The organism is Micromonospora sp. NPDC048040 (genome assembly GCF_055587185.1).
Genome location: NZ_JBVJGT010000054.1, coordinates 1 through 23,789 on the forward strand (window position 1 = coordinate 1; position 23,789 = coordinate 23,789).

Sequence of the window (23,789 nt, forward strand, 5' to 3'; positions counted from 1 at the left end):
TCGCTTCTTCCCCACGCTCTCCATGATGCTGGACATCCTCCCGGAGCCCTACCGGCTCCTGATCTCGGATGTCCGTCGAAACGGGGCAGGCCCACCGTCACGTCGGGCAGCTCAGTGCCGCAGGCGAGGCAGCGGCCAGGAAGGTCACAGTCAGCGTGACGCAGGTCGGCTGCCTCTGACGGGCGTGTGCCGGCGTAGTAGAGGCAGCCGAAGAAGGCGGTCACCCGGTCGGCCCGCTTGCCGAGCGCGGTCACAGCGTCGAGCAGGGCCGCCGCTTGGGTCGGGTTGGCTACCACGCGACGGTCGACGGCCGAGGCGACTTCAGGAGCGATCCACTGGATGCGGTCGATGGGGTTGGCGTCCAGGCGGCCGAGCTCGACGGCATACCCGAGCGCGTTGTAGAGGATCGCCCGCTTGCGGCGGATGGTGCTGGCGGCGGCCGGCTTGCCATCGAGCCTGACGCAGAGACCGTCGAGGACTCGGCGCACGGTGGCAGCGTTGTCCAGTTCGATAACCAGTAGCGATGACGCTTCCAGCCAGGCGAGGGCGGCGGCGTGCGGCGCGGGCAGTTCGTCGGCCCAGCTGCGAGGGTTCAGGGCGTAGCGGTACAGCGCCTCACGCAGCACGGTGGAGTCGGGCCGGCCCCGCTTGTTCGAAGACGTGAGCAGAAGCGTGACGTCAGTCAGCGCCTCGACGGTTCCCCGCCGTGACTTGGCAGCCAGCCGGGGTGGTGTTGTGTTCGTGCCGGCTGGGTCGACTCGGACGCTTCCTGTGATTGTCTAGTCCCACCACATGCTTGACGAATCCGTCCCAGGACCCGCTTGACGGTTGACCTAGGTTTACCGTGCCGACCTTGCGGAGTCGGTAGGTTCTGGGCGCCCGGCTGGGCGGGTTGTGCCGCGAGGGCGGGAGGGTCATGGATCACGTGGGTCAGCAAGCTGTGCATGACCATGAGTTGTGGGAGTCGGTCGTCTCGGCGGCTCGCGACAGGGCCGGGCAGCGGCAAGCAGCGATGGTCTCCGACCACGGGCTCAGTCGATGGACGACGCCACCATCGCGTGGTCGCGCGGCGGTCGGGACTTTCTGCACGGCCGGATTACGGTGATCGGCAGTGTGGACCACGTCCAGCAGACGTGGTTGTGGTCCTGGGCCAACGACTCGTTGCCGCAGGCTGTGCTCGGTGGCATCACCGCCGTGCGTGGCTACGGCGAAAAGCACGTGTTTCCCCTGTTGGTCTGGCCGAGCTTTCGCGCCGAGCAGAAGCCGGTGGCGCAGGCGAGGATCGTTGCTGCCGACGTGCTGGCCGCCGAGGGTCTGTGGTTTGAACCCGGCGATGAGGTGGGCCTTCATTTCGCCATTCACGATCTGCGCCGGGTCTGATCGGTGACCGCAGCCGGAGCGGGCAGGATCGGTGGACACGCCGCATGGACGCGGGGTCGGCTGGCTTTGATGTTGCGCACGGGCTGGTCGGTGGTGCGTCGAACGGTGCGGACACCGTCGTCGCAGGCGATGGCCAGCTCAGTGTCGGTGATGTTGATCGTGACGGTCTTGCCGGCGTGAACCCGGCCGAGGGCGACTTTCTGCCCGACGACCATGACGACGCCGCTGTTGGACGCACGGCGCTGCACCTGAACTGGTCCGGCCGAGGGTTGCGGGGGTGGTCCGGCGGGTCGGGCACCCCGCAGGCGGGCAACCTCCGCAGGAGTGAGCGGGTTGGGGCGGGTGCGCAGCAACTGCCGGGTGTCGAGGTCGAAGAAGCTCAGCGTCGCGGCCTCGATGCGGATGCCGACGCGTTGCCCGCCGAGGATCTCGGCGGCCAGGACGATGTGCTGGCCGAGGGAGACGTGGCCAGCGCGGGTGATGGTCCGGTCGACCTCGACCGCCTCAGTTGGTGGTGCCGGCGGCAGGGGTGATGCCCCAGCTGGCCGGCCGCCCTGCTTGAGCAGGGTGGCGAGGTCGGCGGCGGACAAGTGTGAGCGCACCGATTTCAGGCGGGTGCCGGCGATCAGGAGGTGGATGACGTCAGTGTCGGCCCAGAATGTCACCGTGACGCCGGATCGGACGGGGCCGAGCCAGAACTGCTTCCCGGCGACCTGAAGGTTCCCCGACGGTGGCACGACCCGTTCGAACTCCACCGCCTTCGGAACCAGCTGAATCGGCCCGAGGATCGGAACCGGGGGCGAGGAGAGGGCCTGGTCGACGGACTGGGTGAGCCGGGCAGGCAGCTTCACCGGCACCACCTGCTCCGCTGTCAGGGCGGGGGTGAACCGGTCGGCGGGGAAGGCCATGTCCAGGGACTGGTGCGGCCGGTCAGTGTTGTATTCGTGCCGGAAGGCGTCAACGGCGGCCTGGACGGTGTACAGGTCGGGCCAGACCGCAACCTCGTCAAGGAGTTCCCGGCGCAGGGTCTGGTGGAACCGTTCCACCTTCCCCGTCGTGGTCGGCGACGCCGGCTGGGTGAGCCGGTGGATGATGCCGTTCTCCCGGCAGATCCGGTCGAACATCACCTCCCCGCCCTTGCCGAACCGGTCGGTGAACTGCTTGCCGTTATCGGTCAGGACTTCCTCGGGCACCCCGAACCTTCGCAGCCCGTCGGCGAAGGCCAGGCAGACGGCCCGGCCGGTGGCCCGGTGCACGACCTGGGCGATGACACAGAACCGGGAATGGTCGTCCACCCCGGTGACGACCTTGGCTTCGGTGCCGTCGGCGAGCATGATCCCGCCGACGATGTCCATCTGCCACAACTCCATCGGCCGAGCCCGCTGCCAGCGGACATAGTCCCTGCGACCACGGCGGCGTTTCGCCGGTTCGATCAGGCCGTGGCGGACCAGGACCCGATACACCGTCATCCGCGACGGCAACGGCGAAGGACACCCGTGCCGGCCCAACTCGAGCGCGATCCGCCGCGAACCCCACCGCGGATGATGCCGGCGCAGCTCACACACCAACACCTCCACCTCCGGCGACACCTGATGAGCACACCCGTGAGGCCGCCGAGACCGGTTCTCCAACCCGACCAGACCCGCTTCGGCATAGCGGGCCAGCCAGGAGTGAATGGTCTGCCGAGACACCCCCGTCCGGGCTGCCACCTCAACCACCGGCTCTCCGGCCTGCACGGCCAGGACCGCCCGATACCGCTGCTCCACGATCGACAACTCCACCAGCGCCAATCCCGGCCTCCCCACCCGCGATGACCGCAACCACCACGCGATGAGGACGCCGAATAGTGATCATGTCAAGCATCTGGTGGGACACGAGTGTCAAGCATCTCCCGTGACGAGACATCGAGACGCAGAGGGGCTACTGCCGATTTCTTCTGTTCTGGATCAAGGCGCTGACGCGCGGCGCGGGCCGGGGCGCGGCAAGCGGCTCCTACCGGAGCCGCCGCCCCGGCGCTGATCGCGCCGGGGCGGAAAGTCAGCCGGCCCGAAAACCACGCCCCGCCCCGCGCGTCATCCCCGGGTCAGTAGTGACCCGGTGACGAGTCCCGGTGTGACCGGGGCCATGCGGACACGCCTTCACCCGTTCTCGACGTTCCAGAGGCCCGCAGAGGGCCGGAGTCACCACGGGCAGGACAAGTTGCCGAACGGCTCGTACGAAGCCGCTGAGGCCCGAGGGAGGGAAGGGGTGGAGGTGGTAGAGGGGGTGGGAGGTGAGGAAGGGGCAGGGTTAAAGCTGTGCCTCCGGCGGGGGCCAGACGACTCCAGGATGGAGTTGCCGAACGGTTGCGGTGGGTGGGTGGTTGGGGAGTGCCATCCCGTCTACCACCGACCCAGGCAAGCCGAGCAGATCAGGGCCAGGGTGTGTGGGTCGGCGGCAGACGGGATGGCTGAAGCCGGGTTGCTGCCGTGCTGGCAGGCGTCCGGGACAGGTGCCTGCCGCTGACAACGGGTAGCACCGACCGTCCCCTGCGTTTGTGGCTAATTGGCCGATGTGGTCAGATGATCTTTCCGCCACTCTGACCCGGCAAACTTGATCTTGCGGGCATGAACGACAAAGGCAGGAAGAAACTCGTGACAGCGCACAACCCCTCCGGCAATGCACCAACCGGGCCGAAGCAGCCCGCAGCCGGGAGGAAGAACCTCAAGACGATCCTGATCGTGATCGCTGTGATCGTCGCACTCTGCTGCATCGGCGGCCTCATCGTGGGAGCCACTGCGGATGACAGCGATGACAAGTCGCGTCCCGCGCCCACGGCAACCACCTCACCTAAGGCTGAGCCTGAAAAGTCCGAGGCAGCCGAGACTGATCCCAAGTACTCCACGTGCACCGAAGTCAAGGCAAAGGGCCTCGGCCCGTACCAGCGCGGCGTTGACCCCGAGTACCAGTGGTACGAGGACCGTGACAACGACGGCAAGGTCTGCGACTGAGTCCGGCTCGGTCAGAAACTCCGAAGGGGCCATCTCTCGTAGGTGGCCCCTTCGGGTCGTTTCACCCTCTTGCAAGCGAGAGGTCACAGCGGGCGGGAGTGCGGCCGTCGGGCGGATGAACGAGAACCAGGCCTAGGTGTACTGCCCAGGGAGGCTGGTCAACCTGGTGATGGGCGGTTTGCCGCCAGAAGCAAGATCATCTGTTCCCGCTATGTTCCCGCAACCAGCCACAGAGCGCCGGATCGGGCTGGACTCCGCTGGACTGAACTAGAACGGCCCCGGAGTGCGTTTCCGCAGCTCACGGGGCCGTTCGTGCACCTGGTGGCGGGTAGAGGATTCGAACCTCTGTAGCTTTCGCGACGGATTTACAGTTTGGCCCGTCCTCAAGATTGTCGATGAAAGTTTGCGCAGGTCAGGGGCGCTTTGACGTATCGGCGGGCGATCCGGACTCCCCCGCGTGCCCGTTGCGTGCCCCTTCGGAGCCGTTCCCGGACCGGCGTGCCCGATTCAGGAAGGCCGCGACCTCGGCGTCTCGGCCGTCGACCGCGCGGGCGTAGTGCCGGGTCGTGACGCTGGCGTTGGAGTGACCCAGCCGGCGAGCGGCGACCAGGACGCCATGGGAGTCAGCTACCCAGCTACCGTGCGTCGCCCTGAGGTCGTGCGGGATCAGGTCGGTCAGGCCGGCCCTCTCGACAGCACGGTCAAATCGGTACTTCCAGCCGTTGTAGCTCTGCGGCCGGCCGGCGGTCCGCTGCTGTCGGCCGGGAAAGAGGAAGGCGTCCGGGTTCTCGGGCAGCTCGGCGAGGTGCTGTCGGAGCCGGTCGACCACGAAGGCCGGCAGGGCGAGTTCCCGGCGTTGGTGACTCTTGGGGGTGTCGATCACCGGGCCGCCGGGGAGCTGGGCGACCGACTCGGCGACGGTCATGCGGCCGTCTGTCACGTCGACGTGCCGGCGCCGCAAACAGAGCGCTTCCCCGATCCGCAGCCCGCCGTAGGCGAGGACCAGGACCAGGAGGTCATCCGGCGGGGAGAGCTCAGACACGAGCTTGTCGACGTGCTCGGCGGTGAGAATGGTCGGGTTCGGCTCAGGCAGCCGGGGCAGCTTGACTCCCCGACACGGGGTCACGGGGATCAGCCCGTTGTCGACCGCCGAGGACATGATCTGCGACAGCAGCCGGTACGCCTGCCGGACCTGGGAGGCACCAACCCGGGCGGTCAGGTCGGCCACCCACCGGGCCACGGTCATCGGCAGGACAGCGGCGATCACCACGTTGCCGAAACGCGGCAGGATCATCCGGGTCAGCAGCGACCGGTAGGTGTGCCGGGTCTTCGCCTTCAGCGTCGGGGTGGAGGCGGCAAACCACTCCTCGGTCCACTCCCCCACCGTCGTCCGGCTTGCCTGCGGCGCAATCCACCGGCCCTGGGCAATGTCCGCCTCAGCCAGGGCGAGGAACCGCTCGGCGAGACGCTTGGTCTCAAAGGTGGTCGGGGCCGGGTGGTCCCTGCCGTCCGGTCCCCGGTAGCGCACCTGCCAGCGCCCGGAAGGCAGTTGCCGAACTCTTCCGAAGCGACGTTTCTTCGCGGGCGCCATCAGGCCACCACCCGCCCGTCGCGCCACGTCAATGCCCGCATCGGCTCGACCGTGCCGGCGGCGATGAAGTCCGCGAGGGCGGTTTCGGGGATGCGGACGTGGTGGCCGCCGAGTTTGACGTAGCGGATGCGCCGCTCTGCGATGAGCCGGCGGGGGAACCGCTCAGTGGTGCCGAGGCGGGCCGCGGCTTCCTTGACGGTCAGCAGTTGCTCCACTCGGTGGCCTCCTTCCTGGTCGCCTCATCAGACGTGATTGCCGAAACATCGGACGGGATGGCAGCACGTCTCGCGGCGTCGAGCTGGGCGCGCCATTGGATGCGTTCGGAGATCGCGCGCAGGACCCGGTGGCCGAGGGGTGGCACGTCGGGGTCGGTGGGTTTGGCGAGTTCCCAGGCGTGCCGGACGGTGTCGGAGCCGGCCGGCGCGGTGTCGGCGTCGGTGGTGACGCCAAGCAGTGCCTTGACCCACTCGCGCCGGTCGGCCCGGTGATCCGCGAGGGTCTTCCCCGACCACTGCCGAGAGATCAGCACGCGCCGGCCGCCGATGCCGAGGGTTTCCCGCTTGTGAACCTTGTTCTTGCAGTTCCCCGGCTTCAACCCTGGCCGAGCCTTCTTGGGTTGCACGCCGTAGAGCAGCCAGTTGGCGCACCGCTCCGAACAAGGCGTGTGCCGCAGTTCCTGCCAGAGCCGTTCCAGGTGTGCCCGCTGCCGGCCGGTGGTCACGTCGTGGCAGTCGGCGGCCTGCTTGGTCAGGTACTTGGTGATGTAGCCGACGCACCGATCGGCGTCCTTGGTGCCGGCGAGCACGCCCTTGGCGTCGACCTGCACGCCGAACCGGACGACGTGCACGGGCTGCGCGTCGGAGTCGGCGTCGACCAGGTCCAGGGCGTCATCCCACGACGGCAGCAACCGGCCGGTAGCCGGGTCGGTGTAGCCGCCCGCGTCGGCGTTCCACTGCGGGGCGTTGGCCGGTTCGTAGACCCGCACGTCGACCGAGGGCCACCACACCTGGTGATAGGTGGCGGCGGCGACCTGCCGCACCAGCGCCCGAGGGATAGTGCCCCGGATGGCGAAATGGGCGTGCGGGGCCAGCCGCCGCTGCGGCTCGACCGCGCCCGCGTACTGGACGTTCCAGCCGACCGCCCGGCGCAGGTTCTGCCAGAACCGATCCAGCAGCCGAGGGAAGTGCACGGCGTCCCAGGCAGCCCGCCGGTAGTCGTAGGCGTCCGGGTTCACCGGGGTGCCGTCGGAGTGCACGCGGCCGTAGGAGCCGAGGGTGAGGGTGAGGAACATCGAGGGCCGGAACACCTGCCCGCCGTGACCCTCGTACGTACGGCCAACGGTCCGGTTCTCGACCGGGAGGCTGGGCAGGTCGGGGGCGTCCTGCCGCCGCTTGGTCGAGCGGACCCGCCGCTTGCCATCGCCCTGGTCCTGGTCGTCATCCGTGACGTGCGGGGGCGCGGGACGGCCACGGAGTCCCTCGGTGGTGATCTGGCCTTCCAAGTCGCCGATCGCGTCGTCCAGGTCCGCGACCTGATCCCACTGCGACGCGCGGGCGGCCTCGTCGCGGGCGAACTCCAGGTGAGCGCGGACGACGATCAGGCCGCGCTGGGCGTCGGTGGCGGGTTCGGGGCCGGGGTCGGGTTCGTCGTCGCGGTGCCAGCCCTCCCGGATCTGCTGCTGCCGCAGCTTCCGCGCCCGCTTCGCGCAGGCCGGGCACTTCGCCTCCTGGGTGGCGCCGCAGGGCATGTCGATGACCTCGGTTTGCCCGCTGTCGAGGTCGGTACGGCGAAGGGAGACGGGTCGGGTGCAGACGCCGTAGTCGGCGGCGAGGTCTTTGACGACGTCGACGGAGCGGGGCATGAGCATGCGGGCGGCCCGGGAGCCCGGCCTCGGCCCCTCCACGGTGGGGGTGGTGAGGCCGGGCAGCGTCGGGGTGGTGGTCAACGGGTCACCTCCACAGGCTTGGTCGACAGGTTTCGGGTCCGCACGATCGGGCGGGGGTCGGCGGTAGGGGTGGTGTGGTCGTCGCGGCGCGGCTCGTAGGCGGCGATGCCGGTGCGGGTGGTCTTGGCCCGGTACATGGCCGCGTCGGCGTCGGCCAAGGCGGCGGCGAGGTCGCCGTTGGTGGGGGCGAGGCCGATGCTGGCGGTCACCGACACCGCCACACCGGAGGGCAGCCGGACCGGGACGGCGATCGCGGCAGCGAGCCGGCGGGCGGCGGCGGCCGGGTCGGGGCCAAGGATCAGGGCGGCGAACTCGTCCCCACCTAGCCGGGCCGCCACCCCGTGCACGGTTCCGAGCCGGGCGGCAACGGCAGTCAGGACCACGTCCCCGGCGGCGTGGCCGTGGGTGTCGTTGACGGGCTTGAAGCCGTCCAGGTCCACCACCGCAACGCAGGGGCGGGCGGGGGCGAGCTGCGTCCACGCCTGGGCGAGCCCAGCGCGGTTGGCGAGGCCGGTCAGCGGGTCCCGCAGGGCGGCGCGTTGCAGGGTGGCCAGCTCGTAGCGGACGGCGGAGAGCCGGTACTGGTCCCAGCAGAACACCGCGAGGCCGGCGACCAGGAACAGACCAGAGACGATGCCTTCGGTCATCGGGTCACCTCCCCGACCAGCGGCGTGCCGTTGCGGCGCACGAACGCGTCCGGCGAGACGGGGGCGAGCGGACCGAGGCGGGCCGGCTCGACCGGGACCAGGGCGACGGGTTCCGGCGCGGCGACGGTCGGCGCAGCGGTAGCCGGTGGTGCCTCCTGGGCGAGCGGGGTGCTCTGCTCGACCGGCCGAGCCGGCGGCGTGGCCTCGGTGACGGGTCGGGCTGGCGGGGCCGGTGCGGGGGCGGGGACGGGCTCGTCGCCGGTCGTGGGGGGTGCGGTGGTGAGGACGAGCTTGGACAGGCCCATGAACGCCAGCGCCGGCACGGCCGAGAGCAGCCACCCGGACAGGCCGGGCTTGGCGACGGCGAGTTGCGCGGCGAGGGAGAGGGCGACGGCGGCGACGAGCAGGAACATCGGGTAGCCGATCGGCCCGCCGGTCCGCCTACGGCGGCGAATGGTGAGTAGGGCGGCGACGGGGACGAGTTCGGAGATGACCGCGTTTGCCCAGCCGAACCACTCCCCGGTGCCGGCCGGGCTGTTGTCGAGGGTCCAGTCCTTGACGTGGGTGAACGACGCGGCCCCGGCGAAGCCGGCGACGGTCAGGAGGATGACGACGAGGACCAGGCCGTCGACGCGGTCCGCTCGCGTCGTCGTGGGGTGGGGTTTCATGCGGCACCGTCCAGGATCTCGCCGTCGATCACGCGCAGCCGGCCGTACGTCTGGGCCATGTCGCGGATCTCGTTATCGGTCAGGTAGGAGAAGCGGACCCGCATCGGGGTCGGGTCACCGTCGATGACCACGAACCCCACGCCCGGCAGGGACTGCGGGATGCGGTCACACAACGCGCCCCGGTCCCGCATCCCGTCACCAAGCACCAGGTCCACCTGGGCCGGCTCGGACAGGCGCAGGCCGATGCGGGTCGGAAACAGGTCCCGGAACGGCAGCACCTCCTTACGGGGGTCCTGAATCGCGGCGACCACGTGCACGCCGACCGCGCGGCCCTGGGACAGCAGGATGGACAGGGCGGCCTTGATGCGGTCCTTCAACTGCCGGTCGGTCAGGTAGGCGGTGAGGTTCGCCAGCTCGTCAATAACGAGGACGATCAGCGGTTCGTCCGGTGTCGGGGTGTGTTGGCGGGTACGACCGCGCAGCTTCCCGGCCCGTTCCCGCGCCACCGTGGCGGCTTCCTCGATCAGCTCCGCCATGGCGGCATAGTCCTTGCACGCGAACCGGGCGAACATCGGCGCACCGATCCCCAGCTCCATGCCACCCTTCGGATCGAGGCCCCAGATCTGCACCAGCCCGGAGGTGACCCCGGCGGCAAGGGACCGGACGATGGACCAGATGACCGAGCCCTTCCCGGAGCCGGTGGCGCCCACGACCAGGACCTGAGTGCCGAACAGCCGCAGCGGGTAGCCGTTGCTGTCTTCCTGCTGCCCGACCGGGAGGGCGGTGAACTCGGGCACGGCCGGCACTGGCAGGGGCCGGACGAGCTTGGCGAGGGGGTCACCGCGGAATAGGGCCAGGAGCACGAGGTCCGGGCGGGGGCCGGGGGATGCCTTGACCTGCCGGACGCCGAAGGTGTGGGCGAGGCGTTCGGCGACCTTGGCGAAGTCGTCGGGGATCTGACCGGTGACCATCCGCACCGTCACCACATCCACCCCGGCACCGCACCGAACCCGCCGCAGCACGGGTAGAACGGTGTGAGCGTCGAAGGACACAGCGAGCCGGGCGGTGACCATCGCGGCGTGCCACTTGCGGCGGTAGGCCCACCGCCGGTAGCAGGACAGCGCCGGGTACCAGCCGAACCGCAGGAACGACGGCCGGTGACCGAACCACCAGCCGGCCGCACCGGCGGTGACGGCGGTGACCAGGCCGGTCGGGCCGAGCCACCCCCACCGCAGGTAGAGCCAGCCGAAGAGAGCGGTCGGGGCGGTGACGTACCAGAAGCGGACCAGGACGAAGGCGAGGCGGGCGAGGCCCTTCACGGTCCACCAGGTCAGGGCCAGCCACATCGGGATACGGATGAACGGCGTACGCACGTTGATCGGCGCAGGGTCGACCCGGTCACCACGGATCACGTTCACCAGGGGCACGGCTCAGCCCTCCACCCGGGTGGCGGTGAACAGGGAACCCTGCCCCGGCGAGCCAGCACGACGAACCACCCGACGGCGCACCGGTCGCACCGGGCGGGCCGGGGCGAGGGCGGCCAGGTCGACGGGTCCCGTCTGCGGGGCGGGGACGTGGCGGGTCATGGTCGGCAGCCACCGGCCCCGGCCCAGCACCGCGCGCAGGTCGGTCCGGTCGGCCACGTGCGGGGCGATCAGGTCCGGATCGAGGTGACGCAGCCTCACCACCGTCCGCGCCAGGGCTGCGGCAGCGGCGGAGATCTCCACCAGCGCGGCCACCCGGACGGCGTCCGATGGAACGGTGGTGTAGACCTCGCGGGCGGCCCGGATACCGGGGCCGGCCAGGCGCATCACGGTACGGCGATGGGTCTTCACCGCGACCACCTACCAGCAGCAGTCGGCGCGCACCCGGTGCAGGCGAACACCTGGCCCATCCCCGGCAGCGCACCCACCGGGACCATCACCGTCGACTGCGCGGCGCACACGACACAGGCCAAGCCGTCAGCCTGTGCAGCGGTCAACCCGTGGGCGGTGTCGCGGCCCTTGCCGCGCGCATTGTTCGATACCGTGAGCATCAGCCCAACTCCTTCCGAGGAGATCGAGGTGAGGCGCGGGGCGGGAGTCGTCTTGGCGGGTGAAGCCCGCCCCGCGCAACTACGTCTGGTCAGGCCGCCTGCTTGATTGCGGCGGGTTCGGTCATCGCCCCGGCGCGGATCGACCACGCCTGACGCGCCCGGCACTTCCCCGAGCCCTTGCACCGCTGCGAGTCGACGTACGGCGTGAGCGTCACGTCGGAGAACTCCACCGCCGGCGGGTAACCCGGGATCTTCGACGCCGGCGGCACCGGCTGCACCGGCGCGGCGATCTTTACCTTGACCTCCTTCGACGCGCCGAACTTCCCCGCCTCCGGGTCCAGGTCCAGAACCTTGACCACCCACAGCCGCTCGCCCGTGTCCTTGTCACGCGCCTGGTCATCGCCCTGGCCGCGCTTGTCGAAGTCCGTCACCGGCTCCACACCCAGACACAGCGCCCCGTGCGGGAAGACGTACTCGAACGGAACCGGAACCTTGATCGTGTTCGGGACTGCCATGCCCTTGCCTTCCAGTTGAGTCGGCCGGACTCCCCGGCCCCTGACTTCCTGTGCCGGACTTCCGGCTGACGTCGATGATGCTCGCCATCTCGCGCACCGTCAAGCAATTGCGAGCAATTGCTCTAGGATTGTGGGTGCCAGGTTCCGCTACCCGCACCAGATCGCCCCGGTTGCCCGATCAGCAGCCGGGGCGATTGCGTGAAGATGCTTGGCAGTGCAGCATCAAGGCATCTGCGTCACGGGGCGCAGCGATGGAAGGGGGCAGGACAGTGCGGGACCTGGAGTTCCTGTGGAAGGACGTCCACTCTGGCGGCGGCGGGTGCCCGGCGCTGTACAAGACCGAGGGCGGCTACGTCGTGCAGGGCATCAAGCTGGATGACGCGACCCGCGCCCAGCTGCGCCAGCTGGCCGACGATGAAGATGGCGTGTTCGTCCCGGCCAACGTGCTCGACCGCCTGCGCGAGATCGGCTGAGCATGGGCACCCCGCTTACCGATGACGAGTTCGCCGAGCAGCTCCGAACGTTCGAGCACACCGCGTTCCGGCTGGAGCTCCAGCCGGCGTACCTGGAGCCCAGCGAGCACGACACGGTGGCGAAGTTCCTGGCCGGCGACCCGGAGCCCCCGACGGAGGTTCCCGGACTTGCTGCCTGGTTCAAGCAGATCACCGAGTTGACGCAGCAGGGCAAGCGGATCGAACGCGTGCGGGTACACGAGGACCCGCCGACCGACTACCAGCGGTGGGAACGCTGGATCGGCCGGTGGAACGTCGAAGCCGGCGAAGCGATCCACTACCTCACCCGGGCGAAGGCGCACGAGATCGGCCTGCTGCCCGCAGCCGGAAACGTCGACTGGTGGTTGCTCGACTCCAGCCGACTCATGCTGATGCGGTTTGATGATGTGGGCCACCGGATCAGCAACGAACTGGTGACCGACCCGGCGACCGTGGTGCAGGCGTGCGCGTGGCGGGACCTGGCAGTCCACTACGCCGCTCCGACCAACGCGCGGAGCGCAGCCGCCTAGCCCGAGGGAGTCATCCCGTGAACCCGATCGAAGAGTGGCTGACCCAGCCCGAAGGACTGGCCGACCGCCTGCGTGCCCTGCGCACGCAGGCCGGCCTGTCCGGCAAGCAGCTCGCCGAGGCAAACGGCTGGGCGCCGTCGAAGGTCTCCCGGTTGGAGAACGGCCGCCAGATGCCCGCCCCCGCCGACATTCACGCGTGGGCACGCGCCTGCGGAGCCGACGACACCGCCGCTCAGGAACTCCTGCGGATGCTCGGCGAGGTCCAGGCCGTGCACCGCGACTGGCGCCGCCGGATGCGCCAAGGCCAAGCCGCAGTGCAGGACAGCTACAACCAGCTTGTCGCCGAGTCGCGCCTGATCCGGCACTTCGAGACCGTGTACGTGCCTGGCCTACTCCAGACCGCCGACTACGCGCGCCGCGTCCTCACCGAGATGGTCGAGCTACACAACCTCGACATCGCCGACGTGGACGCCGCCGTAGCCACCCGAATGCAGCGCCAGCAACTCCTGTACGACACCACCAAGCGGTTCGAGTTCCTGCTCGCCGAGCCCGTGCTGCGGTGGCTGCTCACCTCGCCCGAGGTCATGCGCGGCCAGCTCGACCGGCTGCAAACCGTCGTCGGCGTTCCGAACATCCGGTTCGGCATCCTGCCGCTAGGCGTCCCGCTCGCCACCACGCCGCAGAACTCCTTCCAGATGTACGACGACGTCGCCATCGTGGAAACCTTCGTCGGCGAGACAACCCACCGAGACGACGAAGCCGCCGCCTACGCCAAGGCCATCGAACGACTCTGGACGGAAGCCGCCACCGGGGAAGATGCACGGAGACTCATCGTCCGCGCAGCCCAGGACCTCTCGAACTAGACAGGCCCAGGCGGCACAGACAGCGGGTAGCCGTGAACTCAACCAGGCAGGGCATCCTCTGATGCCGCGGCGACATGGCCGTCCGGCTGGTTCGCCCACTCGTCGAGGATCTTCCCGACCACGTGATCCACTAGGGGCTCAAAGGCACCTCTTGGAATCTCCGGATCCTCGAACACGAAGTCGAACAGCGCCCGAACCCGTGCCTCACGGTCTGAAGGCGCATCCTCACGGCCAGGTCCGGCCAGGTACGACCGCAGGCCCATCGCTTCACGCCACCGCCGAACGATCGTCGAGAAGCTGGCAGAACGGCCGGCGCCCTTCGCAAGTAGCACCGCCACCGGTGGAAGCACGCGCCGACTGTGGCCCAAGGCGTAGGTGATGAACAATTGGCTGGGCTTGTTGGCACTTTCCGCAACCGCAGCGGCCACGAGGCCGACGCAGGCGTCGGTGACCCGTACCGGCGACCGACGCGTCCACGGCATCGAGGGTCGGCCCGTACGCTTTGACCTGGCCCCCACGTGCCGAGACAGCGAGGACGCGTTGGCATGGACGAAGTAGGTCGACGTCGGGGCGTACCACCGATCGTAGAGCTCAGCCTCGATACCCCCGCCAGTAGCGATGTCGATGTCCTTCGCCATGTCTCGTACCGTCCGGCCCTGTTTCGGCTGGCCGAGAGCTCTAATCGCCTGCTCGATCAGGTCTCTTGGAAAAATGCCGGTCATCTCAACAACGGCAACCAGGCTGGTCGCCGTTGACTTGAGCTGCGCTGCCCGAAGGGTCTCGACTGCACCGGGACAGCGCAGGCACCAGACGCCGAGAATTGCCGCTTCCATCGAAGATCGGGCTAGGAGAACTGCGGCTTCGCGCTGACGGCTACGGACGGCTCGGCGGGTCTGCCGCTGAAGCCAGAGCACCCGAAGTAGAGCCAGCTCGGCGATATGCGTCCCGGTTACGAGACTGTCGGCGGGAAATGGTCCTCGGGACACCAGTCCGAACGCCACGCGGCGCACGCGCCACCGGCGCACTAGGTCTGGGTAGGGCATCAGAGCGCGGGCGATGACCCAGATCAGAGCCCTCATCACGTCGAACACCCGTAGAGGGTCACAGGTCCTTGGGCGTTTGGACACCCCTTTTGCGCCAAGGAAACCTCCGTGACCGGGAGTCGTGCCCCCGAGTCGCAACTGCCGAATTGCCCTCTTAGGGATCAAGGCGGCCCGCAAGCGGGCCGCGCCGGCCCGGCTCCGGCCTGCTGGCGACCTTCGGCCGGCATCGGCCGGGCCGGCCGGCAACGCTAAGGGACGGCAAGACCTTGAAGACCTCGGGGCTCCGCCCCGAACCCCGGCCCTCCTCAGAGATCAGCCGGGGGCGGATCACCTCGTCGGGCACCACAAGGGCTACCAGCCTCCCCGGACGGGGCCAAGGTCGTTCGTCCGGTAGGGCGCTCCACCTTGTCCCCGTCCGGGGAGGCTGGACGGTCTACGACTGCCCGACGAGGAGATCCGCTCAGGCCGCCGCCACAAATCTTGTCTACTCGTTCTCGCCGCGCAGCTCGCCAAAGAACCAGCCCGATACCTCGGAGAGGCGGCCGCGCCAGTAGTGCCCCTTGGCAGGCACCGGCTGGGGAAGGAAGGTACGGGCGTCCTTCAAGTGGATGAACTGAGGCGGTTGCCCGAGCAGCTCCCGCTCGGCCTCAGTTAACTCTGTAAGGTCCTTGTCTCTCAGCCGCAGACGCTCGTCACGCTGCTCCCTCACCATCTCGGCGAAGACACCAGCAGCCGACTCGCCCTCCGGGTCAGCTGCGGCCTGCTCCTCGAACCACTGCCAGTTCGGGATGATCCTTCCTGAAATCATGAGGCCGCTCACCGTGAGAGTCACAGCCATGCCCTCGGCTGGCTCTGCCTTGTGGTTGTAGGAGTCAACCAGGATCCCGAGGATGGCGTCCTGCTCCTGGTCGCCAGTGTTCTGCTTCTCGACTTCTTCCGCCACTCTGCATTTCTCCTTCATAAGCAACATGCATGCGATCTGGAGGGTAGCCGTCGGGTCCGACAGAGTTCGTCGTAGTTGTCGTGGGCGGGCGGGTCACCCCAACGAGCCACAAGGCGACGTCCCGGGCCCGAACGAATCGGGGCGACCAGGTCGACGGGGCGAAACGGGGCGGTTAGCCAGAAGCCGCGCGGGTAAGACCGCCGGATCGGAGCCATTGCACGATCAAAACGCTAAGGTGCACGACAGCGCGCGCCTCCTCAATAGTCGGGTTCCGCTGCTGACCGGAGGCGTGTCGATCGGGGTTCGGCCAGAGCATCTGAAGCATTGAGACGAGGCGTTCAACACTGTGGGTGTCACCCGGACCAGGCAGCACGAACCGCCAGTGCTCGCCCTGGCTTCTGAGCTGCCCCAGCGCATGGCCGAACTGGGGGTTCGCCTGAGTTGGAACCACCAGTTGTACTAGCAAGGCTTCAACAGCCTTGATGGCGTGGTCCCACGCATCTGATGGGTCCTGCTCACGCCCATAAGCCCTTGCCCAAGCCTGGCGCAGTTCGCCACTCGCGATGTCGTCAGGTTTTGCCGCCTCATCGAAGGCGGAGACGGCAGCCGGATCAACACGGGTCTCAAGGCCACAGCCATCAGCGGTCACCGTCCAGAGCGAGTTGGCCTCTCGCAGAATGTCTGCCAACTCGGCGGCACGCTCCCCGTTGGTCATCTTCAGGACCGCGTCAAGAACGTCGAGGGCCACGTCTGCATTCGCTTTGCACGCATTCAACATCGACGTAACGAGGTCCTCGGTCACTCTTGGCTTCGCCGGTACCCCAACCCGCACTGCGGTTGCCACCTTCAGCAGGAACGCCTTGTTGACTACCGTTTCGTAGTAGGTCCCGCCGCTGAAGTCCCGCCGGGGCTCCCTCATCCTGAAGGCCGCGCTTAACCACCCGTGGACCGGCGCCCAAAGGTGAGCCGGCATGCCCGGGTATGGGCCGTCGTCGTCAACTACGCCACGACGCACGGACAGTCGACGCCACTCCGTCACTAGTCCTCCCCCAAGGCATCGAGTCTCTAGCGTGCCCGTTGCGTGCCCGATGATCCGGACAACCGGGGGCAGCCAAGGTCAACATGAACCGGAGACGACGAAGGCCTCTGACCTACGTTTCCGCAGGTCAGAGGCCTTGCCGATCCCTGGTGGCGGGTAGAGGATTCGAACCTCTGTAGCTTTCGCGACGGATTTACAGTCCGCTCCCATTGGCCGCTCGGGCAACCCGCCAGGGCACCCCACCGCGTCGTGACGCGGCAGCGGTAGCAAGGATAGCGGCTCCCCCCGGCAGGAGCGCAACCGGGTACCGTCAGGGGGTCGTACCGCTGGTCAGCGGGGGACACAGGATCACAAACCGCCGGACAGCAGGAGCATGAGCATGGCAGCGAACCCGTCGTTCGACATCGTGAGCAAGGTCGACCGCCAGGAGGTCGACAACGCCCTCCGCCAGGCGGAGAAGGAGCTCGCGACGCGGTTCGACTTCCGGGGCACCGGCGCCGAGATCTCCTGGTCGGGCGAGGAGGCGATCAGCCTCCAGGCGGAGACCGAGGAGCGGGTACGGGCCGCGCTGGAGGTCTTCAAGGAGAAACTGGTCAAGCGGAACATCTCGCTGAAGTCGCTGGACGCCGGGGACCCCCGCTCGTCGGGCAAGACCTTCAAGATCGACTGCAAGGTCATCCAGGGCATCGACTCGGACAAGGCCAAGGCGATCAGCAAGAAGATCCGCGACGAGGGCCCGAAGGGCGTCCAGGCGCAGATCCAGGGCGACCAGCTCCGGGTCACCGGCAAGAAGAAGGATGACCTCCAAGCCGTCATCGCGCTGCTCAAGGGCGAGGACTTCGGCGTCGCCCTCCAGTTCACGAACTACCGGTAAGCCTCAGCCGCCTTGGCTGATCATCAGGTCGTCGACCTGCTGCAGCCTGGGCAGACGTCGTTGCCGTCGGTCGTCGTTCGGTATTTCCGTCTGACGGCCGGCGGCCCGGCGACGGCCTGACCCCCTGCGGTCGGGCTCCGTGGTGCGCCGGGTCGGAAGCAGCGGCCCGGACGGGTGTCGCTGCTCAGCTGGCAAGGACCGGGGCAATCCGGCCACCGACGACGAGTACCGCGTCCGCTGACCGCTTCAACCGTGGCGACGGCCGCGTCGGGCGGCGCCGCGATTCGGGACTTCAACATCTGACGCCGCCACCTACCACCGACGGGAATCGGCCCCGCCATGCTCACAGTCTGCCCTCGGCGGAGGTCGCCGTGGTGGACCGGCGCGGGCGGGCCAGGGTGAGGACGACGGCGAGGGAGGCGATCGCCGCACCGGTGATCACCACGGCCATCGGGACGGCGGTGCCCTCCCCACCCAGCCCGACCAGCGGCGCCGCTGCCGCCCCCACCACCGACTGGATGGCGCCCAGCAGTGCGGCGGCGGTGCCGGCGTGGGCGGCGTGCCGGTCCAGGGCGAGCGCGGTGCCGTTCGGCGTCACCATGCCGAGTGATCCGACGAAGACGAACAGGGCCACCGCCACCAGCGGCAGGGCGTCGAGCAGCGCGCCCGCGAGCACCGCGGCGGCGGCCAGCACCCCCACCCCGAGCGGCCCGATCAGCAGCCTGCGGGGCTCGAAGCGGTCCAGCAGGCGGGCGTTGGCCTGACCGACGGCGACCAGGGCGAGCGCGTTGACGCCGAAGATCAGGCTGAACGTGCCGGCCGAGACGCCGAGGACGTCCTGGAAGACGAAGGACGATCCGGAGATGTAGGCGAACAGTCCGGCGAAGGCGAGCCCCTGCGCCAGCGCGTACCCCAGGAAGATCCGGTCGGTGAAGAGCGAGCGGCCGGCGGCGGCCGTGGCGGCGAGGCCGCCGGTGCTGCGTCGGGATGCGGGCAGCGTCTCCGGCAGCCGCCACGCGACGGCGGCGGCGAGCAGGGCGCCGATCACCGCGAGGGCGACGAAGACGGTACGCCAGGAGCCGAAGCGCAGCACCAGGCTGCCGAAGGCCGGCGCGGCCATCGGGGCGATGCCGAATACCAGGGTGAGCCGGGAGAAGTACTTCGCGGCGTCCCGGCCGGCGTAGAGGTCGCGGACGACGGCGCGCGCGACGACCACGCCCATGCCGCCGGCGAAGCCCTGCGCGAACCGCGCCGCGGCCAGGGCCTCGGCCGACGGCACGGCCGCGCAGAGCAGCGACAGCAGGGTGTACGCGCCGACGCCTACGAGCACCGGCCGGCGCCGGCCCCAGCGGTCGCTGAGCGGGCCGGTGACGAGTTGGCCGAGTGCCATGCCGATCAGGCAGGTGGTGAGGGAGAGCTGGATCTGTGCCTGGCTGGCGGCCAGGTCGCGGGTCATCTCCGGGAACGCCGGCAGGTAGGTGTCCAGGGAGAGCGGCCCGAACGCGGTGATCGTGCCGAGCAGCACCAGCAGCACCGCGGCGGCCCGTCCCGTCGGCACGGCGACGCGCTCGTCCGGGCGTACGGGCGGCGCGGTGGCGTGCGGCATGGCGGTCCCTCCGTGGCGGCGGCCCGCATACGATAGCTCTGCCTACAGAGTTGTTGCAGCGGGGAGAGTGTCCTGTGACGGACGAGACGGTGGACCTGCTCAGCGGAGCCCTCGGCGACCTGCACCGGGTGCTGCGCCGGGCGGCCAGCCAGCGGGCCGGCCGCGTCGCCCTGCCGGACGCGCAGGTGGAGGTGCTGCGGCTGGTGCAGCGGCAGCCGGGCGTCGGCGTCCGCGAGGCCGCGGAGCGGCTGGGCACCGCGCCCAACACGGTCAGCACGCTGGTCGGCGAGCTGACCTCCGGCGGGCTGCTGCGCCGGGACCGGGACCCGGTCAACCGGCGGACCGTCCGCCTGGAACTGACCGACGCGGCGCGGGAGCGGATCGCCGCGTACGGCCGGCACCGGCGGGACCTGCTCGGCGCCGCGCTGGCGGGCCTGGACGACGCCGACCGGGAGGCGCTGCTCGCCGCCGCGCCGGCGCTGCGTCGCCTCGCCGACCGGATGACGCAGCAACGCTGACCCCCGCCGGTGGCCGAGACAGCCGGTGCCGGAACAGCTCGATGGCCGGGACCAGCCAGCGGCCGGCGGTGCGGGTCAGGCGGGCACGAGGTCCTCGGCGCGTACCGCGGTGGCCTCCGCGCGGGCGATGGGGCCGGTGGGCAGGGCCGCGATCCCGGCTCCGACGGCGACCGCCGCCCCGGCGAAGAGGAACGCCCACGGCACCCCGCCGGCGTGGTCGACGATGAGGCCGGCCACCGCGCCGCCGGCGGCGCTGGCACCCACCGACATGGTCACCACCCAGGTGTACGCCTCGTTGAGCATGCTGGTCGGCGAGATCCGGCCGACCAGGGTGTTCTCCAGGGTGAGCGCGGGCGCGATCGTGGCGCCGCCGATCACCAGGGCGGTGCCGAGCGCCGCCGGGGTGGGCATCACCGCGAAGACGGCGAAGCTGCCGGCCACCGCGGCGAGCAGCAGCGCGAACTGCCGGGTCATGTTCCGGGCCGGCTTGCGGACGCCGAACCAGAACCCACCCACCGCGCTGCCGACACCCCAGACGGCCAGCAGTACGCCGGCGAGGCTGTCCGGGTCGTCGGAGGTGTAGTCGGTCGCGAACGCGGGCACGGTCACGCCGGCCGCGCCGAAGGCGATGCCGAGGCTGGCCACGCAGAGCAGCAGCGCCGGGAAGCCGGGGACGCGCAGCGGCCCGAGCCCTCTGGTGTGGTGCTCGCGCGGGTGCGGCTGCCAGCCCCGCATCACCCGGCCCAGCGCCACCGCGGTGGTGCCGACGAGGGTCACCACGGCCGAACCGACCAGGGCGGCCCCGGCGTCGGCGACCAGGATGAAGCCGGCGACCAGCAGGGGGCCGAGCACGAAGACGATCTCGAAGAGGGTGGTCTCGGCGGCGAGCGCGGTGTTGCGCAGCTGCCGCCGGCCCGACGCGGGCGAGGTCAGGTCGTTCCAGGCGCCCCGGATCGCGGCGGTCAGCGGCGGGTACGTCGCCCCGGCCACGCCGGAGGCCACGAAGACCAGCGCCAGGCTGCCGGCGTCGGCGCGGGCGGACCAGAGCAGGCCGATCAGGGCGAGCGGGTGGGCGACCGCCGTGCCGAGCAGCACGGGGCTGGGGCCGATCCGGTCGGCGATCCGGCCGGCCACGGGGCTGAGCGCGGCACCGGCCAGGGCGTAGATGCCCCCGGCGACGGCGGCCAGCGAGTATCGCCCGGTGACCTGCTCGACGACCAGCAGCAGCGCCAGCGGCGTCATCCCGATCCCGAGCCGACCGATGATGCCGGTCACCAGCAGCATCGGCGCCCCGGGGATCCGCCAGACGCCCAGGTACTGGCGCAGTGCGGCCACGGTCGACCTCCAAGGGAGTGTAATGAGCGGAAAGCCCTTCCGACCCTAACGCCGGCCGGCCTTGGGACGAAACGGTTAACACGCTCACACATCGGTCCGCCCGTGCCCGGCGGCGCCGGGCACGGGCGGATAGGTGATCAACGCCTCAGCGCTGGAACTGCACCGGGCCGCTGCTCGCGGCCATCTGCTCCAGGCGCGCGACCCGCTCCTCCATCCGCGGGTGGGTGGAGAAGAGCGCGGCCACGCCGCCGCCCCGGAACGGGTTGTCGATCATCAGGTGGGCGGTGCTGGTGAGCTGCCCCTGGGCCGGCAGCGGCCGGCGCTGGGTGCCCATGTGGATCTTCCGCAGGGCGCTGGCCAGGGCCAGCGGGTCCCGGGTCAGCCGGGCGCCGGAGGCGTCCGCCTGGAACTCCCGGCTGCGGCTGATCGCGAGCTGGATGACGGTGGCCGCGATCGGGCCCAGGACGATGGTGAGCAGCAGCACGATCGGGTTCGGGGAGTCCTCGTCGTCGCCACCGCCCAGCGGGATGAACCAGGCGATGTTCGCCAGCATGGTGATGATGCCGGCCAGACCGGCCGCCACGCTGGAGATGAGGATGTCCCGGTTGTAGACGTGCGACAGCTCGTGGCCGATCACCCCGCGCAGCTCCCGGTAGTCGAGGATCTCGGTGATCCCCTGGGTCACGCAGACGGCCGCGTGCTGCGGGTTCCGCCCGGTGGCGAACGCGTTGGGCTGGGACGTCGGGCTCACGTAGAGGCGCGGCATCGGCTGCCCGGCCTCGGTGGCCAGCTCGCGGACCATCCGGTACAGCTCGGGGAACTGTGCCTCGCTGACCGGTTGCGCCCGCATCGAGCGCAGCGCGAGCTTGTCGGAGTAGAAGTAGGTGACGCCGTTCATCAGCAGCGAGACGACGACGGCGATGACCAGTCCGCCACTGCCGCCGAACCAGTAGCCCACCGCCAGGATCAGCGAGGTGAGCAGGCCGAGCAACGCGGCGGTCTTCAGACGGTTGTGGTGCACGATCACTCCTTCGGTGCGCGGATCACGCGGGACCCGCTGACCGGTTCAACAACCCGGTACCCGTCAACCATCCGCCTCATGGCTGTGAGTTGCCTGGGATGTCCGGAGTGCCCGCCCGGATTACCGCCGCGATCAGCGGGAATCCGGGCGCGGGAGCCGCCGCCTGGAGCCGCCGCCTGACGGGTCCGTCAGCGGGCGGCGAGGTCGAGCACGAGTTGCGGAGCGAAACCGATCACCACGGCCACCACGGTCGCCACGACCAGCGCCGCGCCCACCGTCCCGGCCCGCACGGCGGCGGGGGCCGGGGCGCCGGCCGGCGTGGCGTACCCACCGGCGGGGGCGGTGGGCCCGGCGATCGGGGCCGTCGGAGCCACGGGCGGGGCGGCCCAGAGGGCGGCGGTGACGCGCAGGTAGTAGGCGAGGCCGAGCACCGCGTTCACGGCCACCACCAGGGCCAGCCAACCCGCGCCGCCGTCCAGCAGCGAACGGACCACGGTCACCTTGGCGAAGAGGCCGGCCAGCCCCGGCGGCAGACCGGCGAGCCCGACCAGCGCCAACCCCAGCGCCGCCGCCCGCCACGGGTGCCGCCGGCCCGCACCGCGCAGGTCGTCGACCGTGCCGCCGTCCGCGCCCGCCGGGCGCAACGCCACCACGGCCGCGAAGGCCGCCAGCTCCAGCACCACGAAGAAGACGGCGTACGCGACGGCGGCCGCGTACGCGGCGGTGCGGGCGTCGGCGGTGCGTCCGGCGGCCAGCGCCAACGCGCCGAGCGGGGCGAGGATGTAGCCGGCCTGGGCCACCGAGGACCAGGCGAGCAGCCGGACCGTACGCCGCTGGCGCAGTGCCACCAGGTTGCCCACGGTCATCGTCAGCACCGCGAGCAGGGCGAGCACCGGCCCCGTCACGTCGGCCGGCAGCGCGTGCTGCACGACGGCGAGCAGAGCCACCACGCCACCCAGCTTCGAGGCGGTGGAGAGGTATGCCGCCACCGGCAGCGGCGCGCCGTCGTAGGTCGCCGGCGCCCACGCGTGGAAGGGCACCGCCGCCACCTTGAACGCCAGCCCCAGCACGATCAGCGCCACGGCGGCGGTGGTCAACGGCAGGTCGAGCAGATCCGGCCGGTCGGTCAGGATCGCGCCGAGCCGGCCCAGGTGCAGCCCGCCCGTGGCCGCGTAGAGCAGCGCCGCCCCCAGCAGGGTCAGCGTGGTGGCGACCACGCTGACCACGAAGAAGGTGACGGCCGCCTCGGCGCTGGCCAGGCTGCCCCGGCGCAGCCCGACGAGCACGTAGAGCGGCAGGGTGAGCGTCTCCAGCGCCACGACCAGGGTGATCAGGTCGCCGGCCGCACCGAGCACCACGCCGCCCGTCATCGAGCAGGCGAGCAGGAAGCAGTACTCCCCCGTCGGCGACTGCCCCGCCCGCAGCAGCGGCCCCGACAGTGCGAGCACCCCGAGCGTGAGCAGGGCGACGACCGCGGCGACCAGGGCGGCCCGGCCGCCGAAGACGTACGAGCAGTCGGGGCCGACGCAGAACGTCCGCCGCTCGTCCCCGCCGCCGACCAGGGCCGCGCCGAGCGCCGTGGCGACCGCGCCGACGGCGGCCGTCGCCAGCGTGACCCGGGAGCGGGCGACCAGGAGGTCGGCGAGCAGCACCAGCACGGCCGTCCCGGCGGCCAGGTACGCCGGGAGCAGCGCCACGTTGTCGACGCTCTGCACCACGCTCACGCCGACACCTCGCCGCGTCCGTTCCGACGGC

General features: G+C 70.2%; 24 protein-coding genes, 1 tRNA gene and 1 pseudogene. 7 read left to right on the top strand and 19 right to left on the bottom strand.

The window, feature by feature from the left end; genetic code table 11:
* Positions 1-626 (bottom strand): annotated as a pseudogene (locus ACZ6O2_RS30320) (tyrosine-type recombinase/integrase); the annotation flags it as partial.
* A gap of 412 nt (positions 627-1,038) precedes the next feature.
* Between ACZ6O2_RS30320 and ACZ6O2_RS30325 the strand changes: the two are divergent.
* Positions 1,039-1,380, top strand: a complete 342-nt coding sequence (locus ACZ6O2_RS30325) for a DUF6882 domain-containing protein (protein WP_466025273.1) — start codon at positions 1,039-1,041, stop codon at positions 1,378-1,380.
* On the opposite strand, the gene ACZ6O2_RS30330 is transcribed toward ACZ6O2_RS30325, so the two are convergent.
* Positions 1,359-3,155, bottom strand: coding sequence for an IS481 family transposase (locus ACZ6O2_RS30330; protein WP_466025306.1), 1,797 nt, complete (start codon positions 3,153-3,155; stop codon positions 1,359-1,361). The genes ACZ6O2_RS30325 and ACZ6O2_RS30330 overlap by 22 nt on opposite strands.
* A gap of 831 nt (positions 3,156-3,986) precedes the next feature.
* On the opposite strand from ACZ6O2_RS30330, the gene ACZ6O2_RS30335 reads away from it, so the two are divergent.
* Entirely contained in the window at positions 3,987-4,370 is a 384-nt protein-coding gene (locus ACZ6O2_RS30335; RefSeq protein ID WP_466025274.1) for an excalibur calcium-binding domain-containing protein, read from the top strand.
* Between the two features lie 412 nt (positions 4,371-4,782).
* Here ACZ6O2_RS30335 and ACZ6O2_RS30340 read toward each other — a convergent pair whose 3' ends face one another.
* From ACZ6O2_RS30340 to ACZ6O2_RS30380, 9 genes are all read right to left on the bottom strand, one after another.
* A complete protein-coding gene (locus ACZ6O2_RS30340) occupies positions 4,783-5,961 on the bottom strand; it encodes a tyrosine-type recombinase/integrase (RefSeq protein WP_466025275.1) in 1,179 nt (392 codons plus the stop codon).
* Positions 5,961-6,176, bottom strand: coding sequence for an excisionase family DNA-binding protein (locus ACZ6O2_RS30345; protein ID WP_466025276.1), 216 nt, complete (start codon positions 6,174-6,176; stop codon positions 5,961-5,963). Before ACZ6O2_RS30345 ends, ACZ6O2_RS30340 begins: the two co-directional genes overlap by 1 nt.
* Positions 6,161-7,828: a replication initiator gene (locus tag ACZ6O2_RS30350; RefSeq protein WP_466025307.1), complete on the bottom strand. Its 1,668-nt coding sequence runs from the start codon at positions 7,826-7,828 to the stop codon at positions 6,161-6,163. Before ACZ6O2_RS30350 ends, ACZ6O2_RS30345 begins: the two co-directional genes overlap by 16 nt.
* 74 nt (positions 7,829-7,902) lie before the next feature.
* Entirely contained in the window at positions 7,903-8,553 is a 651-nt protein-coding gene (locus ACZ6O2_RS30355; protein ID WP_466025277.1) for a GGDEF domain-containing protein, read from the bottom strand.
* A complete protein-coding gene (locus tag ACZ6O2_RS30360) occupies positions 8,550-9,221 on the bottom strand; it encodes a DUF2637 domain-containing protein (protein WP_466025278.1) in 672 nt (223 codons plus the stop codon). Before ACZ6O2_RS30360 ends, ACZ6O2_RS30355 begins: the two co-directional genes overlap by 4 nt.
* Positions 9,218-10,648, bottom strand: a complete 1,431-nt coding sequence (locus ACZ6O2_RS30365) for an FtsK/SpoIIIE domain-containing protein (RefSeq protein ID WP_466025279.1) — start codon at positions 10,646-10,648, stop codon at positions 9,218-9,220. Before ACZ6O2_RS30365 ends, ACZ6O2_RS30360 begins: the two co-directional genes overlap by 4 nt.
* Positions 10,649-10,651: 3 nt before the next feature.
* The gene (locus ACZ6O2_RS30370; RefSeq protein ID WP_466025280.1) at positions 10,652-11,056 is read right to left on the bottom strand and encodes a hypothetical protein; all 405 of its coding nucleotides are present in this window, start codon (positions 11,054-11,056) and stop codon (positions 10,652-10,654) included.
* Positions 11,053-11,256: a hypothetical protein gene (locus ACZ6O2_RS30375; protein WP_466025281.1), complete on the bottom strand. Its 204-nt coding sequence runs from the start codon at positions 11,254-11,256 to the stop codon at positions 11,053-11,055. The genes ACZ6O2_RS30370 and ACZ6O2_RS30375 overlap by 4 nt, the downstream gene beginning before the upstream one ends.
* Positions 11,257-11,345: 89 nt before the next feature.
* Positions 11,346-11,771, bottom strand: coding sequence for a hypothetical protein (locus ACZ6O2_RS30380; RefSeq protein ID WP_466025282.1), 426 nt, complete (start codon positions 11,769-11,771; stop codon positions 11,346-11,348).
* A gap of 269 nt (positions 11,772-12,040) precedes the next feature.
* Between ACZ6O2_RS30380 and ACZ6O2_RS30385 the strand changes: the two genes are divergently transcribed.
* Genes ACZ6O2_RS30385 through ACZ6O2_RS30395 form a run of 3 tightly spaced genes read left to right on the top strand, consistent with a single transcriptional unit; the run spans position 12,041 to position 13,655 of the window.
* Positions 12,041-12,244 (top strand): lipid A biosynthesis lauroyl acyltransferase, encoded by a 204-nt coding sequence (locus ACZ6O2_RS30385; protein ID WP_466025283.1) that lies wholly within the window; start codon positions 12,041-12,043, stop codon positions 12,242-12,244.
* 2 nt (positions 12,245-12,246) lie between these two features.
* Positions 12,247-12,792 (top strand): DUF6879 family protein, encoded by a 546-nt coding sequence (locus ACZ6O2_RS30390; protein ID WP_466025284.1) that lies wholly within the window; start codon positions 12,247-12,249, stop codon positions 12,790-12,792.
* A gap of 17 nt (positions 12,793-12,809) precedes the next feature.
* Complete coding sequence (locus ACZ6O2_RS30395; protein ID WP_466025285.1) at positions 12,810-13,655, top strand: helix-turn-helix domain-containing protein; 846 nt, start codon at positions 12,810-12,812, stop codon at positions 13,653-13,655.
* 38 nt (positions 13,656-13,693) lie between these two features.
* On the opposite strand, the gene ACZ6O2_RS30400 is transcribed toward ACZ6O2_RS30395, so the two are convergent.
* The 4 genes from ACZ6O2_RS30400 to ACZ6O2_RS30415 all read right to left on the bottom strand — a co-directional run bounded on the left by ACZ6O2_RS30400 (position 13,694) and on the right by ACZ6O2_RS30415 (position 16,911).
* Positions 13,694-14,746 (bottom strand): hypothetical protein, encoded by a 1,053-nt coding sequence (locus ACZ6O2_RS30400; RefSeq protein WP_466025286.1) that lies wholly within the window; start codon positions 14,744-14,746, stop codon positions 13,694-13,696.
* Between the two features lie 436 nt (positions 14,747-15,182).
* On the bottom strand, positions 15,183-15,641 hold the full coding sequence (locus ACZ6O2_RS30405; protein WP_466025287.1) for a hypothetical protein: 459 nt from the start codon (positions 15,639-15,641) through the stop codon (positions 15,183-15,185).
* A 172-nt stretch (positions 15,642-15,813) separates the two neighbouring features.
* Positions 15,814-16,443: a hypothetical protein gene (locus tag ACZ6O2_RS30410; RefSeq protein WP_466025288.1), complete on the bottom strand. Its 630-nt coding sequence runs from the start codon at positions 16,441-16,443 to the stop codon at positions 15,814-15,816.
* Between the two features lie 384 nt (positions 16,444-16,827).
* A tRNA-Tyr gene (locus ACZ6O2_RS30415) sits at positions 16,828-16,911 on the bottom strand.
* 148 nt (positions 16,912-17,059) lie between these two features.
* Here ACZ6O2_RS30415 and ACZ6O2_RS30420 point away from each other — a divergent pair.
* On the top strand, positions 17,060-17,554 hold the full coding sequence (locus tag ACZ6O2_RS30420) for a YajQ family cyclic di-GMP-binding protein (RefSeq protein ID WP_350681660.1): 495 nt from the start codon (positions 17,060-17,062) through the stop codon (positions 17,552-17,554).
* A gap of 343 nt (positions 17,555-17,897) precedes the next feature.
* Here the strand turns inward: ACZ6O2_RS30420 and ACZ6O2_RS30425 are convergent, their stop codons facing one another.
* On the bottom strand, positions 17,898-19,160 hold the full coding sequence (locus tag ACZ6O2_RS30425) for a multidrug effflux MFS transporter (RefSeq protein ID WP_466025289.1): 1,263 nt from the start codon (positions 19,158-19,160) through the stop codon (positions 17,898-17,900).
* Between the two features lie 74 nt (positions 19,161-19,234).
* On the opposite strand from ACZ6O2_RS30425, the gene ACZ6O2_RS30430 reads away from it, so the two are divergent.
* Positions 19,235-19,678 (top strand): MarR family winged helix-turn-helix transcriptional regulator, encoded by a 444-nt coding sequence (locus ACZ6O2_RS30430; RefSeq protein WP_466025290.1) that lies wholly within the window; start codon positions 19,235-19,237, stop codon positions 19,676-19,678.
* A gap of 75 nt (positions 19,679-19,753) precedes the next feature.
* Here the strand turns inward: ACZ6O2_RS30430 and ACZ6O2_RS30435 are convergent, their stop codons facing one another.
* From ACZ6O2_RS30435 to ACZ6O2_RS30445, 3 genes are all read right to left on the bottom strand, one after another.
* Complete coding sequence (locus ACZ6O2_RS30435; RefSeq protein WP_357460159.1) at positions 19,754-21,013, bottom strand: MFS transporter; 1,260 nt, start codon at positions 21,011-21,013, stop codon at positions 19,754-19,756.
* A 145-nt stretch (positions 21,014-21,158) separates the two neighbouring features.
* Entirely contained in the window at positions 21,159-22,034 is an 876-nt protein-coding gene (htpX, locus tag ACZ6O2_RS30440) for a zinc metalloprotease HtpX (protein ID WP_350711578.1), read from the bottom strand.
* Between the two features lie 188 nt (positions 22,035-22,222).
* A complete protein-coding gene (locus ACZ6O2_RS30445) occupies positions 22,223-23,758 on the bottom strand; it encodes an NADH-quinone oxidoreductase subunit N (protein ID WP_466025291.1) in 1,536 nt (511 codons plus the stop codon).
* Positions 23,759-23,789: the final 31 nt, after the last annotated feature.

What these genes read in the sequence shown, in the direction of transcription:
- ACZ6O2_RS30350 (WP_466025307.1), bottom strand. Translation starts at nt 7,828, where the DNA reads ATGCTCATGCCCCGCTCCGTCGACGTCGTCAAAGACCTCGCCGCCGAC.
- ACZ6O2_RS30325 (WP_466025273.1), top strand. Translation starts at nt 1,039, where the DNA reads ATGGACGACGCCACCATCGCGTGGTCGCGCGGCGGTCGGGACTTTCTG.
- ACZ6O2_RS30375 (WP_466025281.1), bottom strand. Translation starts at nt 11,256, where the DNA reads ATGCTCACGGTATCGAACAATGCGCGCGGCAAGGGCCGCGACACCGCC.
- ACZ6O2_RS30355 (WP_466025277.1), bottom strand. Translation starts at nt 8,553, where the DNA reads ATGACCGAAGGCATCGTCTCTGGTCTGTTCCTGGTCGCCGGCCTCGCG.
- ACZ6O2_RS30335 (WP_466025274.1), top strand. Translation starts at nt 3,987, where the DNA reads ATGAACGACAAAGGCAGGAAGAAACTCGTGACAGCGCACAACCCCTCC.
- ACZ6O2_RS30425 (WP_466025289.1), bottom strand. Translation starts at nt 19,160, where the DNA reads ATGCCGCACGCCACCGCGCCGCCCGTACGCCCGGACGAGCGCGTCGCC.
- ACZ6O2_RS30380 (WP_466025282.1), bottom strand. Translation starts at nt 11,771, where the DNA reads ATGGCAGTCCCGAACACGATCAAGGTTCCGGTTCCGTTCGAGTACGTC.
- ACZ6O2_RS30420 (WP_350681660.1), top strand. Translation starts at nt 17,060, where the DNA reads ATGGCAGCGAACCCGTCGTTCGACATCGTGAGCAAGGTCGACCGCCAG.
- ACZ6O2_RS30360 (WP_466025278.1), bottom strand. Translation starts at nt 9,221, where the DNA reads ATGAAACCCCACCCCACGACGACGCGAGCGGACCGCGTCGACGGCCTG.
- ACZ6O2_RS30390 (WP_466025284.1), top strand. Translation starts at nt 12,247, where the DNA reads ATGGGCACCCCGCTTACCGATGACGAGTTCGCCGAGCAGCTCCGAACG.
- ACZ6O2_RS30340 (WP_466025275.1), bottom strand. Translation starts at nt 5,961, where the DNA reads ATGGCGCCCGCGAAGAAACGTCGCTTCGGAAGAGTTCGGCAACTGCCT.